Raw genomic sequence first — 18,940 nt, forward strand, 5'->3', positions numbered from 1 at the left:
AAGCCCCGAACGGGCTCATTCGTAACGGATCGCCGAATGCGCGCACCACTCGGCGAAGTGGCCTGCCGACCATGCTACCCAGACCGGGTGAACACAGGTCGGCCGCCCACCGAGAAGCGGTGGGCGGCCGGTGAAGCATTGGCGTGTTCACGGTCCGGAGTGCGCCGGTGGCGGTCGGACCGGGAGCATTCCGTAGTGGCCCGGTAACACGGCGATGACATGGGCCGGGCGCCACGGGACGCGCCGTGCGCCGTGCGCCGTGCGCCGTGCCACGCCACGCCGCGTCAGACGGTCAGCGGGCGCACGGTCGGTTCGATGGCACTGGGCAGCGCGGAGACACCGGCCAGGAACTTGTCGACCGCCGCGGCGGCGGAGCGGCCCTCGGCGATCGCCCAGACGATCAGGGACTGGCCGCGACCGGCGTCTCCGGCGACGAACACGTTGTCGACGTTCGTGCGGTAATCGCGGTCGCGCTTGATGTTGCCGCGCTCGTCGAGGTCCAGGCCGAGCTGGCCGACCAGGCCGTTGTCCTGCTCGGGTCCGGTGAAGCCCATGGCGAGCAGCACGAGTTGTGCCGGGATCTCCCGCTCGCTGCCCGGCACCGGGTTGAACCGGCCGTTCTCGAAGACGACCTCGCTCAGGCGCAGCGCCTGCACGTTGCCGTTCTCGTCGCCGACGAACTCGGTGGTGTTGACCGCGTAGACCCGCTCGCCTCCACCCTTGATCGAGTCCAGTTCTTCGTGGGCGGAGGAGACGCGGTAGATCATCGGGTAGGTCGGCCAGGGCTGGCCGGCCGGACGCTCGTCGGTCGGCCGCGGCATGATCTCCAGCTGGGTGACGCTGGCCGCGCCCTGCCGGGTGGCCGTGCCGAGGCAGTCCGCGCCGGTGTCGCCGCCGCCGATGATCACCACGTGCTTGCCGCGCGCGGTGATCGGCGCGGTGACGTAGTCGCCCTCGACGACCTTGTTCGACAGCGGCAGGTACTCCATGGCCTGGTGGACCCCACCCAGCTCGCGTCCGGGGACCGGCAGGTCGCGGGCCTTCGTGGCCCCGACGGCGAGCACGATCGCGTCGTAGCGGTCGCGCAGCGCGGAGGCGAGGATGTCCTGGCCGATGGCGACGCCGGTGCGGAACTTGGTGCCCTCCGCGCGCATCTGCTCGATGCGGCGGTTGAGGTGCCGCTTCTCCATCTTGAACTCGGGGATGCCGTAGCGCAGCAGGCCGCCGATGCGGTCGGCGCGCTCGTACACCGCCACGGTGTGCCCGGCGCGGGTGAGCTGCTGGGCGGCCGCCAGACCGGCCGGACCGGAACCGACCACGGCGACGGTCTTGCCCGAGTGGCGTTCCGGAGCCTGCGGGATGACCAGGCCGTCGTCCCAGGCCCGGTCGATGATGGCCAGTTCGACGTTCTTGATGGTGACGGCCGGCTGGTTGATGCCCAGCACGCAGGCGGTTTCGCAGGGCGCGGGGCACAGCCGGCCGGTGAAGTCGGGGAAGTTGTTGGTGGCGTGCAGCCGTTCGACCGCGGCGGCCCAGTCGCCGCGCCAGACCAGGTCGTTCCACTCGGGGATGATGTTGCCCAGCGGGCAGCCGTTGTGGCAGAACGGGATGCCGCAGTCCATGCACCGCCCGGCCTGCTTCTGGATGATCGGCAGCAGGGCCCGCTCGGGGTAGACCTCCTTCCAGTCGCCGACGCGCTCGGCGACCGGACGGCGGACAGGGTGCTGGACCGGGGTGTTGAGGAAACCACGCGGGTCAGCCATGTGCGGCCTCCATGATCTTCTCGAGGGCCTCCTGCTCGGAGAGCCCGGACCGCTCGGCGGCAGCCTTGGCGCCCAGCACTCGCTTGTAGTCGGTCGGCATGATCTTCGCGAAGCGGGCGATCGAGCCCGCCCAGTCGGCAAGCAGCACCGCGGCGGTCTGGGAGCCGGTCTCCTCGAAGTGCCGCTTGACCGTGTCGTGCAGGAAGGCCCGGTCCGCGGCGTCGAGTGCCTCGACCGCGACCATCTGCGGGTTGACCCTGGCGACCTTGAGGTCCAGGACGTAGGCCACGCCGCCGGACATCCCGGCGGCGAGGTTGCGGCCGTGTTCGCCGAGGATGACCACGCGGCCGCCGGTCATGTACTCCAGGGCGTGGTCGCCGACGCCCTCGACGACGAAGGTCGCCCCGGAGTTGCGCACCGCGAAACGCTCGCCGACGACGCCGCTGAGGAACACCTCCCCGCTGGTGGCGCCGTAGCCGATGACGTTGCCGGCGATGATGTTCTTGGCCGGGTCGAAGGTCGCGGCGCGGTCGGGGCGCACGATGACGCGGCCGCCGGACAGGCCCTTGGCGACGTAGTCGTTGGCGTCGCCCTCCAGCCGCAGGGTGATGCCGCGCGGGACGAAGGCGCCGAAGGACTGGCCCGCGGAGCCGGTCAGCGTGACGTCGATGGTCTCGTCGGGCAGGCCGTTGCCGCCGTAGCGCTTGGTGACCTCGTGGCCGAGCATGGTGCCGACGGTGCGGTTGACGTTGCGGATCGGCAGCGTGATGCGCACCGGGGTGGCGTCTTCCAGCGCGTCGTGGGCGAGTGCGATCAACTCGTTGTCCAGGGCCTTGGCCAGGCCGTGGTCCTGGGCGACGGCCTGGTGCAGGCTGGCGCCCTCGGGCAGGAACGGCTGGTAGAGCACCGGGGTGAGGTCGAGGCCTGACGCCTTCCAGTGCTCGACGGCCTTGCGCGCGTCGATCAGCTCGACGTGGCCGACCGCCTCCCGCAGGGAGCGCAGGCCGAGCGCGGCCAGGTACTCGCGCACCTCCTGCGCGATGAACTCGAAGAAGTTGACCACGAACTCGGGCTTGCCGGTGAAGCGGGCGCGCAGTTCGGGGTTCTGCGTCGCGACGCCGACCGGGCAGGTGTCCAGGTGGCACACGCGCATCATCACGCAGCCGGAGACCACCAGCGGGGCGGTGGCGAACCCGAACTCCTCGGCGCCCAGCAGCGCGGCGATGACCACGTCGCGGCCGGTCTTGAGCTGTCCGTCGGTCTGCACCACGATGCGGTCGCGCAGGCCGTTGAGCAGCAGGGTCTGCTGGGTCTCGGCCAGGCCCAGCTCCCACGGCGCGCCGGCGTGCTTGAGGGAGGTGAGCGGGGCGGCGCCGGTGCCTCCGTCGTGCCCCGAGATCAGGACCACGTCGGCGTGCGCCTTGGAGACCCCGGCCGCGACCGTGCCGACGCCGACCTCGGAGACCAGCTTGACGTGCACGCGGGCGGCCGGGTTCGCGTTCTTCAGGTCGTGGATCAGCTGCGCCAGGTCCTCGATCGAGTAGATGTCGTGGTGCGGCGGCGGGGAGATCAGCCCGACACCCGGGGTGGAGTGCCGGGTCCTGGCGACCCACGGGTAGACCTTGTGGCCGGGCAGCTGCCCGCCCTCGCCGGGCTTGGCGCCCTGGGCCATCTTGATCTGCAGGTCGTCCGCGTTGGTCAGGTACTCGCTGGTCACCCCGAAGCGGCCGGAGGCGACCTGCTTGATCGCGGAGCGGCGCTCCGGGTCGTAGAGCCGCTCGGGGTCCTCGCCGCCCTCGCCGGTGTTGGACTTGGCGCCCAGCCGGTTCATCGCGATGGCAAGGGTCTGATGCGCTTCGAGGGAGATGGAGCCGTAGCTCATCGCGCCGGTGGAGAACCGCTTGACGATCTCGCTGACCGGCTCGACCTCGTCGATCGGGATCGGCGCGCGCTCGCCCTCCTTCAGCCGGAACAGGCCGCGCAGCGTCATCAGCCGCTGGGACTGCTCGTCCACGCGCGCGGTGTACTGCTTGAAGATGTCGTAGCGGCGCTCGCGGGTGGAGTGCTGGAGCCGGAAGACGCTCTCCGGGTCGAACAGGTGCGGCTCGCCCTCGCGCCGCCACTGGTACTCGCCGCCGATCTCCAGCCGGCGGTGCGCGGGGCGGGTGGTGCTGCGCGGGTAGGCGCGCAGGTGCCGCTGGGCGACCTCCTCGGCGATCTGGTCGAGGCCGATACCGCCGAGCTTGCTGACGGTCCCGGTGAAGTACTCGTCGACCAGTTCCTGGGCCAGGCCCACCGCCTCGAAGACCTGGGCGCCGCGGTAGGAGGCGACGGTGGAGATGCCCATCTTGGACATGACCTTGAGCACGCCCTTGCCGAGCGCCTTGATCAGGTTCCTGATGGCCTTTTCGGCGGGGACGCTGACGAACACCCCCGCGTTGGCCAGGTCCTCGACGCTCTCCATGGCCAGGTACGGGTTGACCGCGGCCGCACCGTAGCCGATCAGCAGCGCGACGTGGTGCACCTCGCGCACGTCGCCGGCCTCGACCAGCAGCGCGGTCTGGGTGCGGGTCTTCTGCCGGATCAGGTGGTGGTGCACCGCGGAGGTCAGCAACAGCGAGGGGATCGGGGCGTGCTCGGCGTCGGAGTGGCGGTCGGAGAGCACGACGATGCGCGCGCCGCCCTCGATGGCGGCGGACACCTCGGCGTTGATCTCGGCCAGCCGCGCGCGCAGGGCCGCGCCGGCGCCGGCGACCTTGTAGAGCCCTGAGACGGTTACCGCCTTGAGGCCGGGCAGGTCGCCGTCGGCGTTGATGTGGATGAGCTTGGCCAGCTCGTCGTTGTCGATGACCGGGAACGGCAGCTCGACCTGCCGGCAGGCGACCGGGGAGGTGGCCAGCAGGTTGTCCTCGGGCCCGATGGTGGTGCTCAGGCTGGTGACCAGCTCTTCCCGGATGGCGTCCAGCGGCGGGTTGGTGACCTGGGCGAACAGCTGGCTGAAGTAGTCGAACAGCAGCCGGGGGCGCTCGGAGAGCACGGCCACCGGAGTGTCGGAGCCCATGGAGCCGATCGGCTCGGCCCCGGCCTTCGCCATCGGCGCGAGCAGGACGCGCAGTTCCTCCTCGGTGTAGCCGAAGGTCTGCTGGCGGCGCACCACCGAGGCGTGGGTGTGCACGATGTGCTCGCGCTCGGGCAGCTGGTCGAGGCGGATCAGGCCGGCGTGCAGCCAGTCCTGGTAGGGGTGCGCCGCGGCCAGCTCGGCCTTGATCTCTTCGTCCTCGACGATGCGGTGCTGCGCGGTGTCGACCAGGAACATGCGGCCGGGCTGGAGCCGGCCCTTGCGCACGACCCTGGCCTGGTCGATGTCGAGGACGCCGACCTCGGAGGCCAGCACGACGAGGCCGTCGTCGGTGACCCAGTAGCGGGAGGGGCGCAGGCCGTTGCGGTCGAGCACGGCGCCGATGACGGTGCCGTCGGTGAAGGTGATGGAGGCCGGGCCGTCCCAGGGCTCCATCTGACAGGAGTGGTAGTGGTAGAAGGCCCGCTTCGCCGGGTCCATCTCGGTGTGGTTCTCCCACGCCTCCGGGATCATCATCAGCACCGCGTGCGGCAGCGAGCGGCCGGCCAGGTGCAGCAGCTCGAGCACCTCGTCGAAGGTGGCCGAGTCGCTGGCGTCGGGGGTGGTGATCGGGAAGATGCGGTCGAGCGGGCCCTTGAACGCGTCGGTGGCCAGCTGCGACTCGCGGGCGCGCATCCAGTTGCGGTTGCCCTGGACCGTGTTGATCTCGCCGTTGTGCGCGACGAAACGGTAGGGGTGCGCGAGCGGCCAGGCCGGGAAGGTGTTGGTGGAGAACCGCGAGTGGATCAGCGCGATGGCGCTGGCCAGGCGGCGGTCGGACAGGTCGGGGAAGAAGGGTTCGAGCTGGCCGGTGGTCAGCATGCCCTTGTAGACCAGGGTGCGGCAGGACAGCGACGGGAAGTACACGTCGCTTTCGTGCTCGACCCGCTTGCGCAGCATGAAACAGCGCCTGTCCAGCTCGATGCCACGCAGTTGAGTGTCACCGTCGCCGTCGGATCCGGCGACGAAGAGCTGGCGGAAGCGCGGCATGACGGCGCGGGCGGTGGCCCCGAGCAGGCCCGGGGTGGTGGGCACGTAGCGCCAGCCGAGGACTTCGAGCCCTTCTTCGGCGGCGATCGCGGCGACGGTGTCGTAGACCTGGAGCTCGACCTCGTCGTTGTTCGGGATGAAGGCCAGGCCCACTGCGTAGGAGCCGGCCGGCGGCAGCTCGAAGTCGACGGTCGCGCGCAGGAAGGCGTCCGGGACCTGGATCAGTATCCCGGCGCCGTCGCCGGAGTCGACCTCCGCGCCCGAGGCGCCCCGGTGCTCCAGGTTGCGCAGGGCGGTCAGCGCCTGATCGACGATGGCGTGGCTGGCGGCCCCGGTGAGCGTGGCGACGAAGGCCACGCCGCACGCGTCGCGTTCGGCCCGCGGGTCGTAAAGGCCCTGGGCGGAAGGGAGAGCGCTCAGCAGGGCCGAGCGATGGGGGGCCGCTTGGGACATCGGGTCCTCCATGGTCGTCAAGTAAGGGTCCGCGCCTGAATGCGCGCATGAGGGACGACTCTGGCCCTTCCCGCGGTGGCTTTGAGGTTACACGATGGATCTAGCGTCCGTCAGTAGAGAATCTTGAATCTCGTATTCTGGACAACGCCTCTTTGACCTGCGGTTGTAGCGCGCTACAGCTTGTCTTCCCCGTGTTGCGCGCCCTTCACGCCCCCGGGTTGAGATGCGTGTCACAGAACATGCCACGGGCGCGGATCCGTAGCGGATCCGCGCCCGAATGCGCAGGTCAGTGCGCGACCGTTACGAACCAGCCGGTTGATTGTCGGCGATCTCGTCCCCGGACGGGATTTTGCCGGGGTCCGCGGCGGGCTCAGCTGGATCTTCCGGAGCCGGTGCGCCGGTGTTCGCCGCCCCGTCATCTTCGTCTGCGTCCGGCGCGCTCGCGCTCTCCCGCCGCGCGGCCAGCGCCTGCGCGGTCGCCGAGTCCGGCCAGTACAGTTCCGCCTGCGTCTCACGCCCCGGACGCATCCTGGAACTCGCGATCAGGTACAGCAGCGCGCCGAGTCCGACGAGGATCGAGGTCCAGTCGTTCAGGCGCAGGCCGAGGATGTGGTGGGCGTAATCGCTGCGCAGGTGCTCGACCCAGCCTCGCCCGATCGTGTAGAGCAGCACGTAAAGCGCGAACACGCGGCCGTGGCCCATGCGGAAGCGGCGGTCGGCCCACAACACGATGAGCGCGACGATCACGCACCAGATCGACTCGTACAGGAAGGTCGGCTGGAAATGACCCGCGATCGTGGTCGTTCCGGGGATGCCCGAACACGGGGTGGCCTGGCGAGTCGTGTCATCCATGCAGTGGATGGTCAGGCCCCACGGTTTCGTGGTCGGATCGCCGTACAGCTCGTTGTTGAACCAGTTGCCCCAGCGGCCGATGCCCTGGGCCAGCACGATCCCGGGGCCGATGGCGTCCGCCAGCGGCGGGAGCTTCACCCCGCGCCGCCGGGCCCCGATCCAGGCGCCGACCGCGCCGAGGGCGATCGCGCCCCAGATGCCCAGCCCGCCGTCCCAGATGTAGAAGGCGCGCACCCAGTCCTTGCCGGCGGTGAAGTAGAGCTCGTAGTCGGTGATGACGTGGTAGAGCCGCCCGCCGAGCAGCCCGAAGGGCACCGCCCAGATCGCGATGTCGGTGATGACGTTCGGTTCGCCGCCGCGCGCGCGCCAGCGCCGCTCGCCGAGCCAGACGGCCACCGCGATCCCGGCGATGATGCACAGCGCGTAGAACCGGATCGGGAACGGCCCGAGCTTGAGCTCGGCGCTCGTCGGGCTCGGCAGGAAGGCCAGCGGGTGCGGCGCGAGCGGGCTCATGACTTGCTCGCTGACGGCGTCGGCGCCGGTGAGGCGCCGGAGCCGGCCGCCGCGCTCGGCGAGGCGCTGGTGCTGGGGCCGGAGCTGGCGCTGGGCGACGCGCTCGGGTTGACCCCGGCCAGCTTGTCGATCGCGGCGATGAACGCGGTTTGCGCGGCCGTGGCCTGCGAAGCGGTCGGCAGGGTGAAGGCCTTGCCGTTGGCGTAGATCGTCGGGGTGGACGGCTGGTTGTTGGTGATCTTGTTCAGGCTCGCGTAGTTCTGCCGCACCCAGTCGAAGTACCTGTGCGAGTTGACGCAGTTCTCGAAGGTCTTGCCGTCCAGGCCCGGCACCTGCTTGGCCAGCGCGATCAGGGTCGCGTCGGAGGCGAAGGAGTCGGTGCTCTCGGCGGGCTGGTTGTTGTAGATGATGTCGTGGTACGCCTCGAAGTGCCCGGCGTCCTGCGCACAGGCGAAGGCGTTGCCGGCATGCAGCGAGCCGCTGCCGTTGGTGTTCGCGTCGATGAGGGTGACCGGGTGGATCAGCAGTTCCAGCGTGCCGTTCTGGATCAGCTGCTTGTACGCGGGCGTGAACGTCGTCTCATACGACTTACACGCCGAGCAGCGGGCGTCTTCGTAGACGGTGAGCTTGACCTTGGCGTCGGCGTTGCCGAGCGGGATCGCCATGCCGTCGGCGGAGCTGATCCCGCCGGTGGTGTCGGCCACCGCGCCGACCGGAACGGCCGCGGGGGTCTTGGGCGCCGTCGCGGCCTGGACTGCGAAAGCCACGGCGACCGCGACCACGATCACGCCGAGGACGGAACCGTACACGGCGAGCAGACGGTTACGCCGGGCGCGGCGCGCCTGCTCCTGCCGCAGCTGTGCGGCGCGCTGGCGGGCCAGTTCCTTGCCTACCTTGTTGGCCTTGCTCATCGTCGGCGGTCCACTTCCAGGTCGGTCGCGAGTGCGGGCGGGGGTGCGGCCCGGGTGCGCTCCCGGCGGCCGGGGTGGAAGCCCGGGGCGACAAGGCGCACACAGAAAGCCGCGCCCGCATCCTAATCTCGCCACCGCGCGGATCCACCCACCGCGCGAGCAGATCTCGGAGAATTCATGGCATTGCGTGACCTGTCCGTGACCTGCGCCGGGGTCGGGCGACGCGCGAAATCGCCGCGCACGGTCAGGCGCCGGCGGCGAACGCGGCGTCCAGGGTGGCCGGCCGGGCAGCGCTACCGCCGGGACGGGCCGCCCTTGGCCGGCGCCGAGCGGCGCGGGGTCGGCACGGGGGCGGCCGAGGCGGGTTCCGGCAGCAGCAGCGCATCGGCGGAGAACTTGCTCTTGGGCCGCCACAGCAGCCAGGCCGCGGGGACGAGATATGCGAGGTCGCGCAGCACGTCCATGGTGTAGCGCGTCCTGCCCACCGCCACCTGTCCGCCGGAGCCGCCGCAGCCGCAGGTGATGTGGATGCCGCGGGCGCCGAGCGAGACGATGCCGCCGATGTATGTCAGCAGCAGGAGCGCCGACAGGCCGGCGACGAGGCGGGTGCCCAGCCCTGCGATCGCGAGCAGGCCCAGGGCGAGCTCCACGTAGGGCTGGGCGTAGGCGAAGGCGTTCACCATGCCGCCGGGCAGGATCTGGAAGTTGCGCACCGAGGCGACGTTGGCGTCCGGGGTGCCGAGCTTCGGCAGGCAGTAGAACAACCACATCGCGCCGAGCAGGAGCCGCGCGGCCAGCGAGATCCAGGGCGCGGCCCCGGCGAGGGCCGAGCGCGGCGCGGCGGCGGCCGATCCGGCTTCGGCCTGCGCGGATGCCGCGCCCTTGCCGGCGGCCACCTGGCCGCCCGTGCCGTTGCCGGCCGCGGTGCCTCGTTCCGACGTCATCCCTGCTGCCGTCCCATCCGCTGTCGGTCCATATCGGCCCTTGCCGCCGCCCGCCGGCCGGCCGTCCGTCCGTCCGTCCGTCCCCGGCCGTGAGGTTACCTCAAAGGTTCCGGGCGCGGACACCTTCGGCGAGTTGTTCGGCGAGTTCGCGCACGGCTGCCAGGCCGGAGCCGGGGTCCGGCGCGTCGAGCAGTCGCCGCACGAAGGCGGAGCCGACGATCACTCCGTCGGCGAACCGGGCGACCTCGGCCGCCTGCGCCGCGTTCGAGACGCCGAGCCCGACGCAGACCGGCAGCCCGGTCGCCGCGCGGGTGCGTTCGACCAGGTGCGCCGCCTGCGAGTTGACCGCCGTGCGCGTGCCGGTGACGCCCATGAGCGAGGCGGCGTACACGAAGCCGCGGCAGGCCCGGGTCGTCAGGGCGAGGCGTTCGTCGGTGGACGACTGCGCGACCAGGAACACCCGGTCCAGGCCGTGCGCGTCCGAGGCGCTGAGCCAGGGTTCGGCTTCCTCGGGGATCAGGTCGGGGGTGATCAGGCCCGCTCCGCCCGCGTCCGCGAACTGCTTGGCGAAGCGGTCCACGCCGTAACGCTCGATCGGGTTCCAGTAGGTCATCACCAGCGTCGGCGCCCCGGTGGCGGCCACGCCCTCGACGGCGCGCAGCACGTCGACGGTGTTCGTGCCGGCCTCCAGCGCGTGTTCGACGGCGCGCTGGATGACCGGGCCGTCCATCTGCGGGTCCGAGTAGGGCAGCCCGACCTCGACGATGTCGACGCCGCCTTCGATCATGGCGCGGCAGGCGTCGAGCGACCCCTCGACGGTGGGGAAGCCCGCGGGCAGGTAGCCGACGAGGGCGGCGCGGTTCTCGGCCTTGGCGGCGGCGAGGACCGCGGACAGCTTGCTGACGGTCGTCGTGTCCATAGCTGAGCTCACGCCTCCATGCCGCTGAAGCCGAAGTAGGCGGCGGCGGTGTGCATGTCCTTGTCGCCGCGGCCGGAGAGGTTGACCAGGATGACCGGCTCGCGGCCGAGTTCGGCGCGCAGCTTCGGCGCGATACGCAGCGCTCCGGCGACTGCGTGTGCTGATTCGATGGCGGGAATGACGCCCTCGGTCCGGCACAGCAGCTTGAACGCCTGCATCGCCTCGTCGTCGGTGACCGCCTCGTACACGGCGCGCCCGGTGTCGTGCAGCCAGGCGTGCTCGGGGCCGACCGCCGGGTAGTCGAGCCCTGCGGAGATGGAGTGGCTGGGCATCGTCTGGCCGTATTCGTCCTGGAGCAGGTAGGTGCGCGCGCCGTGCAGGACGCCGATCTCACCGCCGGTGATGGACGCCGCGTGCAGGCCGGTTTCGACACCCGAGCCGCCCGCTTCGAACCCGTACAGGCGCACGCTCGCGTCCGGCACGAACGCGTGGAAGGCGCCGATGGCGTTGGAACCGCCGCCCACGCAGGCCGCGACCGCGTCGGGCAGGGCGCCTGTCAGGGTCATGACCTGCTCGCGGGCCTCAGCGCCGATGACGCGCACGAAGTCGCGGACCATCGCGGGGAAGGGGTGCGGGCCGGCCACGGTTCCCAGCAGGTAGTGCGTGTGGTCCACGTTGGTGACCCAGTCGCGGATCGCCTCGTTGATGGCGTCCTTCAGGGTGCGCGAGCCGATGGCGACCGGGATGACCTCGGCCCCGAGCATGCGCATGCGGGCGACGTTGAGCGCCTGGCGCTGCGTATCCTCCTCGCCCATGTAGACGACGCATTCCAGGTCGAGCAGCGCGGCCGCGGTGGCGGTGGCGACGCCGTGCTGCCCGGCGCCGGTCTCGGCGATGACGCGGCGCTTGCCCATGCGCTTGGTCAGCAGCGCCTGACCGAGCACGTTGTTGATCTTGTGCGAGCCGGTGTGGTTCAGGTCCTCGCGCTTGAGCAGGATGCGTGCCCCGCACCCCTTCTCGAACGCGGCCCGCGAGAGCCGCTTGGCGTCGGTCAGCAGCGAGGGGCGGTTGGCGTAGGTGCGCAGCAGGTGCGTGAACTCGGCCTGGAAGGTCGGATCGTTCTTCGACTTCTGATATGCCTCGGTCAGTTCGGCGAGCGCGGCCATCAGGGCCTCGGGCATGAACCGGCCGCCGTAGCGGCCGAAGTGTCCGTGCTCGTCGGGCTGCGCGCTGTGCTGGGCGTAGGCGTCGGCGAAGAAGGCGTCGCCGAAGGTTGACGTGTCGGTCATCGGAGAGCTCCGAAAAGCGAGAAGACGGAAAACGCCGCGAGGCGGCGGGGCGAAGGAGCGGGACGGCGTGCGTCCGCGCGGACTGTGCTCGGCGAGGCGCCTGGGCCTCGCGCGGTCGGCTACCTGGCCGCCTGCCATCGGCGGCCCGCCGGGGCGTGCCGCCACCACGGCCGCCGCCGCGCCGGTGCGATCGGTTTCGGTTCGCCGTACACGGTCAGCTCACGGCCGCCCGCGCCGCATCGCCGGGTGCGCCCCGGCCGCCACCAGGTCGGCCACCGCGTCTCGCGGGTTCTTGCCGGTGACCAGGGACTCGCCGACCAGCACCGCGTCGGCGCCGCAGTTGGCGTAGGCGATCAGGTCGTGCGGCCCGCGGACCCCGGACTCGGCGACGCGCACGATCTCCTCGGGGATCAGCGGGGCCAGCCGGGCGAAGGTGTCCCGGTCCACTTCGAGGGTGCGCAGGTTGCGGGCGTTGACGCCGATCACGCGCGCCCCGGCGTCCACGGCGCGGGCGGTCTCCTCCTCGTCGTGCACCTCGACCAGGGGCGTCAGGCCGATCGACTCGGCCCGCTCGATCAGCGAGACCAGCGCGTCCTGCTCCAGCGCGGCGACGATCAGGAGGACCAGGTCGGCGCCGTGGGCGCGAGCCTCCCACAGCTGGTAGCTGGTGACGATGAAGTCCTTGCGCAGCACCGGGATGTCGACCCGGGCGCGTACCTCGCGCAGGTCCAGCAGCGAGCCGCCGAAGCGGCGCCGCTCGGTCAGGACGCTGATGACGCTGGCGCCGCCCTGCTCGTAGTCCCCGGCCAGGGCGGCCGGGTCGGCGATGGCCGCGAGGGCGCCCTTGGACGGGCTGGAGCGCTTCACCTCGGCGATGACCGCCACGCCGTCGCCGCGCAGGGCGCGTACCCCGTCCTTGGCGGACGGCTGAGCCTGCGCCTTGGCCTTGAGATCTTCCAGGGGGGTCTGGGCCTGGCGCTCGGCCAGGTCGGCGCGCACGCCCGCGAGGATCTCATCGAGCACGTTCCGATTCGGTGTCGCCACCGCCACGTACCGTCCCCTCTGCCGGGGCGCCACACGGCGCCGTCTGCCAAGCCATGCTATCGGCAACTGGCCGGTGCTCGGCGCCACGAGCCGCCGCGGCAACGCCCCGCGGCGGCCCCGGCGGGTCGCCGACGGGCCGCCGCGGGACGGCCGGGGTGCGGGTCAAGGGCCCTCGCGCGGCCTCCGGCCGACCGGTCGGGTCCGCGGTCAGCCAGCCGAGCGTTCGGCCGCGGCCTGCGCCTTCAGCAGGCTCCACGCGTCCGGGGCGCCGAAACCGGAGGCGTTGAGCACGGGCACCGCGATCACGGCGAGCAACTGGAGAACGCCGCCGACGATCACCGCGGGCACCATCGCGAACGGGAACATGACTCCGCCGACGAGGAAGCCGGTGAAGGACAGGGCGACGCCGACCCAGCGGGCGACGGAGTGGCCGTGGTCGGCGTGGTCCACGGTGTTGCCGGCGAAGCTGTTGCCCGCGGCGGACGAGCCGAGCGCCGCCATGCCGAGGCTGGCCGCCTTGACGAGCGTGGAAGGGCCCTTCTCCTGGGTGGTCTCGATGGCCTCGGTCATGGGGTGGTCGACTCCTCGGGAACGGGTCTGGTGCGGTTGTCGATTCCGGCGGCGACAGGACCGCCGCCTCCATTGTCGCCGACGCGCGGGGATGCTCAGAGCGTGGGGTCGGTGCCGTGGTTGAGCGAGTCCCACAGCTCGCGCGTGCTCGGTTCCGCGTGGGCCGCGTCATCGCGGGCGGCCGCGCCGCCGGGCGCCGCAGCCGGGCCGGCGGCGCCCGTGGCGCCCGCAGCGGCCGCAGCGACCGGCGCTTCGTAGCGGTTCGACAATCCGGTCCAAGAGTGGCCGCGAGCCAGGGTGTACCCGCCGGCGAGCGCCACGAGGAGCCCGCCGAACAGGCTCACGTACGGCCATGCGGTGTTGGTGACGCCGCCCAGTTGCGCTCCCTCGGCACCGAGGGTCTGCTCGGCGGCCCGGGCCAGCCGGGTGCTGTCCAGGTGGCCGAGGTTGGTGGCGACGGCGGCGGCCGTGCCGAGGCCCGCGCCGAGCAGGACCAGGCCGACGAGGTAGCGCCCGACGCGGCGGACCGCGAACAGCGCGACGGCCCCGGCGAGGGCCGCCAGGCCGAGGGCATAGGGCAGCGAGGTGATGCTGTTGCCGGTGGCGTGTACGGACAGGCGCACCGGGGAGGTGACCGTCGCCTCGGCCCAGCCGCGGCCCACGGAGGCCAGGATCAACCCGGCCCCGGCTGCTGCCAGCAGCGCGGCGCCGACCTTCTGCCGGCCGGCGGGACGGCGCGGCGCCGCGGCAGCGGCCGGAGTGGCGCTGCCGGTGATGCTGCCTGTCGCGGTCATGCGGCCATCTTCGCAAACGGGGCGGACGGGACGTGCCGCGGGGTGCCGGGGGGCGGTGCTTACAGCGGCTTGAGGGTGTCGGCGGCGGCGATCGCCCGCAGCACGGCCATGGCCTTGTTGCGGCACTCCACGTCCTCGCAGGCCGGATCGGAGTCGGCGACGATTCCCGCTCCGGCCTGTACGTAGGCGACGCCGTCGCGCAGCAGTGCGGTGCGGATCGCGATGGCGGTGTCGGCGTTCCCGGCGAAGTCCAGGTAGCCGACGCAGCCGCCGTACAGGCCGCGGCGGGTGGGTTCCAGCTCGTCGATGATCTGCATCGCGCGCGGCTTCGGCGCGCCGGACAGCGTGCCGGCCGGGAACGCGGCCAGCAGCACGTCGAGCGCGGTGCGGCCGGCGGCGACCTTGCCGACCACGGTGGAGACGATGTGCATGACGTGGCTGTACCGCTCGACCGACATGAAGTCGACGACCTCGACGGTCCCCGGCGCGCTGATCCGGCCGAGGTCGTTGCGGCCCAGATCGACGAGCATGAGGTGCTCGGCGCGTTCCTTCGGGTCGGCCAGCAGTTCGGCGGCGAGCGCGGCGTCCTTCTCCTGGGTCGCGCCGCGCGGCCGCGTGCCGGCGATCGGGTGCAGCATCGCCTCGCCGTCGTCCACCTTGACCAGCGCCTCGGGCGAGGAACCGACGACGTCGAAACCCGAGCCCGCGCCGGCCGTCGGGAAGCGGATCAGGTACATGTACGGGCTCGGATTAGTGGCGCGCAGCACCCGGTAGACGTCCAGGGCGCTGGCGCGGGTCGGTGCCTCGAAGCGTTGGGAGAGCACGACCTGGAAGGCTTCGCCCGCGCGGATCTGCTCCTTGGCGGCCTCGACCGCGGCCCGGTAGTCGGCGCTGCTGCGGTTTCCGGCGAACACGGGCGTGGCCGCGGGACTGTCGGCGGGTGCGAGCGTCGCGGGCCGGATGTGCGCCCCACCGGGGTCCGACCGGCTGGACAGGTCGGCGGTCATCGCGTCGAGCCTGGCGACGGCCCGCCGGTAGGCGCCGTCGACGCCGTCCGGCGTGCCGTTGTGGTTGATCGCGTTGGCGATGAGCGTGACCGAACCGTCGCTGTGGTCGAGCACGGCCAGGTCGCTGGCCAGCAGCATGGTCAGCTCGGGCAGTCCGAGGTCCTCCTCGGCCTGGTTTCCGATGCGCTCGAGCCGGCGCACGATGTCGTAGCCGAGGTAACCGACGAAGCCCCCGGTCAGCGGCGGCAGATCGGCCCGGTCGTGGTCCGCCGGGGTGCGCAGGGCTTCGAGGGCGGCGGCCAGGACGTCGAGCGGGCTCCCGGCGACGGGGATGCCGGCGGGCGGTTCGCCGATCCAGTGCGCGGCGCCGTCCCTCTCGGTGAGCGCGAGTTCGCTGCGCACGCCGACGAAGGAGTAGCGGGACCAGACGCCCTGTTCGGCGGATTCGAGCAGGAAAGTGCCCGCGCGCTCGCCGGCGAGCCTGCGGTAGAGGCCGACCGGGGTCTCGCCGTCGGCGAGGTAACGCCGGGTCACCGGGATGACGCGGCGGTCGGCCGCGAGGTCCCGGAAGGCGTCGAGATCAGGGACCGTCTCTCCTGTCGTCATGCGTTCCATCCTGTCATCAGCGTGGCCCCTGCAACTGCCGTTTCGCCGCGGTCGCGCCCGCGGTGAAGCTTCATGAAGCTTTCACGGCGGCGCCGCGGGCCGCGGCTCAGAGCAGGCTTCCGTCGTCGAAGCAGGTGCGCGTGCCGGTGTGGCAGGCGGGACCGGTCTGGTCGACCGCGAGGAGGATCGTGTCGCCGTCGCAGTCCAGCGAGACGGACACGACGCGTTGCACGTGTCCTGAGGTTTCTCCCTTGACCCAGTACTCCTTGCGCGAGCGCGACCAGTAGGTGGCGCGCCCGGTGGCCAGGGTGCGGCGCAGCGCCTCGTCGTCCATCCAGGCCAGCATGAGCACCTCCCGGGTGTCATGCTGCTGCGCGATGGCGGGCACCAGTCCGTCGACGTTGCGCTTGAGCCGGCCGGCGATCTCGGGGGCGAGCGCGTCGGCGGGGCGGTCGCCCGACACGGGGGGTTCGTCGATCATGGCGCCATTGTCTCGCGGCCGATACGGTTTGCGGGACATCGCAGCCACTCCCCGAGACGAGAGCAGTTCGAGCCGTGCCGGAACTCGCAGGGGGCCAGCAGTCCGCCGACGCCGCGCCGCCCCCGCAGACGCACACGTATCCGCACACGCATACGAACACGCATACGAACACGGACGCGGACGCGCATACGAACGCGGACACCCACACGAGCACGAGCACGCATATAGTCACACATACGGACTCTGACGACGCTGGTGAGGGTGAACGGGTGCCGGAGGCGCGATCTTCCGCCGAGGTGCCGCGCGAGGGCGTCGTGACGGGGTCCTGGTGGTGGCCGGCCTTCCGCTCGGCACTGGCCGCGTGGTTGTTCGCGCACATCGTGATCGTCACGATCCAGGACCTCGGCCAGCGCGCGACGCCGTACTTCTCCGCGCAGATGCCCGGGCGTCCGCCGATCCATGAGCTGTTCAACCAGCTCTACACGTGGGACACCGCGTGGTACCTGGGGATCGCGCAGACCGGCTATTCGGGCGTGGCCAGCGACGGTGTCCGGTTCTGGCCGCTGCTGCCGCTGGTCACGCGCGGTGTCTCGGCGACCGGCATTCCGGCGGCGGCCGCGGTCCTGCTGGTGTGCTGGGTGGGCGCGGTGCTGTTCGGGATGCTGATGTACCGCCTGATGCTCACAGTCGGCGGCGACGAGGTGGCGGCGCGGCGCGCGGTGTGGCTCAGCCAGCTGGCACCGGGAGCTTTCGTCCTGGCCATGGGGTACACCGAGGCGCTGTCCGGGGTGCTGGCCGCGGGCTTCCTGATCGCGATCCGGCAGTCGGCGGCGAGCCGGCGGGCCTGGGCATGGCACGCGGTCGGTTTCGTGTGCGGGCTCGGTTCGGGCCTGGTGCGTCCGACCGGTCTGCTGCTGGCGGCGCCGGGCGGCATCGAGGTGCTGCGTCAGCGGCGCGACCCGGCGGCGCAGCTGCTCGCGCGGGTGTTGATCGCGCTCTCGCCGCTGTTGGGTACCGGGCTGTTCCTGCTGTGGAGTCACACCGTCTACGGCAACTGGACGCTGCCGTACTCGATCCAGAAGCTTGAGGGGCTGCGCGGCACGTATGCGCAAAATCCGCTGACCTCAGCGCTTGACTCGCTCAACCAGGTGGGCAACGGCGCGGGCGCGTTCACCGTGGTCCTCGTGGTGGCCTCGCTCGGGCTGCTGTGGGGCTGCGTGCGCAGGCTGCCGTTCTCGTTCACCGTGTGGGCGGCGCTGAGCCTGCTGGCGGCGATCACCGCGCCGCACTTCTCCTCGTTCGCGCGCTACGTGTCGGGCATCCTGCCGTTGATTCTGGTCGCCGCGATGCTCACCCGCGGCCGGCGGCAGTGGGGCTGGGTGCTCGGCTCGTGCACCGCGTTGTGCGCGTACTTCGCGTACCAGTCGTTCATCGGGATCTACGTGCCTTGACCGCCGACGTCGATGCGGCACCGGCTGCGGCGGTACGCGGCCGCGCCGCCGGCCGGAAGCCGGAGCGCGTGCGCGGGCCCGCGCCGTGGCGCTCCCGGTGGTTGCCCGAGGAGCTGCGGGCGACGCTGCCGGCGTGGCTGGCGGCGCGGGTGCTGGTGTGCGCGGTCTCGTGGCACCAGGACCCGGCTCATCCGCTCGGCAGGCTGTTCAGCTGGGACACACAGTGGTATCTGGCCATCGCGAGGGACGGATACGACCGCACCGGCATCCTGATCCACTTCTTCCCGCTGACTTCGCTGGTCGCGGCGGGCCTGGCCGTCGTGACGAGGCTGCCGACGAGTATCGCGCTGTTCGGGTTCTGCTGGGCGACGGCGCTGCTGTTCGGAGCGCTGGTGCATCGCGCCGTGGTGCGCGAGACCGGCGACCGCGCGGCGGCGCTGCGCGCGGCCTGGCTGACACAGCTCGCGCCCGGCGGTTACGCGCTGGTCATGGGATACACCGAACCACTGTCCGGGGTTCTGGCGGTGGGTTTCTTCCTGGCCGTACGCGGCGCGGGTCAGGCACGCGGGCGCATTTGGGCAGCGGTCGCACTCGGGTTCTTCAGCGGCATGGCGCGGCCGGTCGGCGTGTTGCTGGCGTTGCCCGGCGCGGTCGAGGGTCTGCGGCAGGCGCGTCGCGGGGGCTGGCGTCCGGCGGGCGTCGCGCGCGCCGCGGCCACGACGGCGGCACCAGTGGCCGGGCTCGCCGCCTTCCTCGCCTATTCGGGCTTGCGGTACGGCAGTTGGCTGCTGCCGTATACGCAGCAGACCTCGCAGCGCGGGCGCGGCGCGGTCATGGGCGATCCGATCAGCATTCTGCGTGACGTGTGGGTGCGGGACTACCGCGGCCACGGCCACGGCGTGGCGATCTCGGCCTGTGCGCTGATCGTCGGCTTCGCCGCGCTGCTGCCGGCCGTTTCGCAGCGGCTGCCCGTTTCCTACGCCGCTTGGGTCGTTCCGTCCTTCGTGCTCGCCATCGGGTCCAAGGACTTCACCTCGCTGCCGCGCTATCTCGGCGCGCTGTTCCCGTGCGTGATCGCCGCCGCGCTGGTGGCGCGGCGGCGATGGCAGTGGGCTGCGACGCTCGTGGTCAGCGGTGCGCTGCTGCTGTGGACCACGTACTACACGTTCGCCGGATACAGCGTCGCCTGATCGAGTCGCCCGATCGGTGCGGGTGGGGTTGCTGGTGCGGGTGCG

General features: G+C 71.6%; 14 protein-coding genes. 2 read left to right on the plus strand and 12 right to left on the minus strand.

Going from position 1 to position 18,940, the window contains the following annotated elements; genetic code table 11:
* Positions 1-284 precede the first annotated feature (284 nt).
* The 12 genes from KGA66_RS06555 to hisI form a co-directional block, all read right to left on the minus strand.
* Positions 285-1,763, minus strand: coding sequence for a glutamate synthase subunit beta (locus KGA66_RS06555; RefSeq protein WP_211465631.1), 1,479 nt, complete (start codon positions 1,761-1,763; stop codon positions 285-287).
* On the minus strand, positions 1,756-6,324 hold the full coding sequence (gene gltB / locus KGA66_RS06560) for a glutamate synthase large subunit (protein WP_246507112.1): 4,569 nt from the start codon (positions 6,322-6,324) through the stop codon (positions 1,756-1,758). Before gltB ends, KGA66_RS06555 begins: the two co-directional genes overlap by 8 nt.
* A 300-nt stretch (positions 6,325-6,624) precedes the next feature.
* Positions 6,625-7,689: a prolipoprotein diacylglyceryl transferase gene (gene lgt / locus KGA66_RS06565; RefSeq protein WP_211465633.1), complete on the minus strand. Its 1,065-nt coding sequence runs from the start codon at positions 7,687-7,689 to the stop codon at positions 6,625-6,627.
* On the minus strand, positions 7,686-8,600 hold the full coding sequence (locus KGA66_RS06570; RefSeq protein ID WP_211465635.1) for a DsbA family protein: 915 nt from the start codon (positions 8,598-8,600) through the stop codon (positions 7,686-7,688). Before KGA66_RS06570 ends, lgt begins: the two co-directional genes overlap by 4 nt.
* A 293-nt stretch (positions 8,601-8,893) precedes the next feature.
* Positions 8,894-9,544 (minus strand): DoxX family protein, encoded by a 651-nt coding sequence (locus KGA66_RS06575; RefSeq protein WP_211465637.1) that lies wholly within the window; start codon positions 9,542-9,544, stop codon positions 8,894-8,896.
* 100 nt (positions 9,545-9,644) lie between these two features.
* Positions 9,645-10,463 (minus strand): tryptophan synthase subunit alpha, encoded by an 819-nt coding sequence (gene trpA, locus KGA66_RS06580; protein WP_211465639.1) that lies wholly within the window; start codon positions 10,461-10,463, stop codon positions 9,645-9,647.
* A gap of 8 nt (positions 10,464-10,471) precedes the next feature.
* Positions 10,472-11,752, minus strand: a complete 1,281-nt coding sequence (gene trpB, locus KGA66_RS06585; RefSeq protein WP_211465641.1) for a tryptophan synthase subunit beta — start codon at positions 11,750-11,752, stop codon at positions 10,472-10,474.
* Positions 11,753-11,971: 219 nt separating this feature from the next.
* Positions 11,972-12,796 (minus strand): indole-3-glycerol phosphate synthase TrpC, encoded by an 825-nt coding sequence (trpC, locus tag KGA66_RS06590; protein ID WP_211465643.1) that lies wholly within the window; start codon positions 12,794-12,796, stop codon positions 11,972-11,974.
* Between the two features lie 207 nt (positions 12,797-13,003).
* The gene (locus KGA66_RS06595) at positions 13,004-13,366 is read right to left on the minus strand and encodes an HGxxPAAW family protein (RefSeq protein WP_211465644.1); all 363 of its coding nucleotides are present in this window, start codon (positions 13,364-13,366) and stop codon (positions 13,004-13,006) included.
* Between the two features lie 95 nt (positions 13,367-13,461).
* Positions 13,462-14,160, minus strand: coding sequence for a Trp biosynthesis-associated membrane protein (locus KGA66_RS06600; protein ID WP_211465646.1), 699 nt, complete (start codon positions 14,158-14,160; stop codon positions 13,462-13,464).
* Positions 14,161-14,219: 59 nt separating this feature from the next.
* The gene (locus KGA66_RS06605; protein WP_211465648.1) at positions 14,220-15,773 is read right to left on the minus strand and encodes an anthranilate synthase component I; all 1,554 of its coding nucleotides are present in this window, start codon (positions 15,771-15,773) and stop codon (positions 14,220-14,222) included.
* Positions 15,774-15,879: 106 nt separating this feature from the next.
* Complete coding sequence (hisI, locus tag KGA66_RS06610; protein WP_211465650.1) at positions 15,880-16,254, minus strand: phosphoribosyl-AMP cyclohydrolase; 375 nt, start codon at positions 16,252-16,254, stop codon at positions 15,880-15,882.
* Positions 16,255-16,328: 74 nt separating this feature from the next.
* Between hisI and KGA66_RS06615 the strand changes: the two genes are divergently transcribed.
* Both KGA66_RS06615 and KGA66_RS06620 read left to right on the plus strand, forming a co-directional pair.
* Positions 16,329-17,705, plus strand: a complete 1,377-nt coding sequence (locus tag KGA66_RS06615; protein ID WP_211465652.1) for a hypothetical protein — start codon at positions 16,329-16,331, stop codon at positions 17,703-17,705.
* Complete coding sequence (locus KGA66_RS06620) at positions 17,702-18,895, plus strand: hypothetical protein (protein WP_211465654.1); 1,194 nt, start codon at positions 17,702-17,704, stop codon at positions 18,893-18,895. Before KGA66_RS06615 ends, KGA66_RS06620 begins: the two co-directional genes overlap by 4 nt.
* Positions 18,896-18,940 lie beyond the last annotated feature (45 nt).

Source organism: Actinocrinis puniceicyclus, assembly GCF_018283645.1.
GTDB lineage: Bacteria > Actinomycetota > Actinomycetes > Streptomycetales > Catenulisporaceae > Actinocrinis > Actinocrinis puniceicyclus.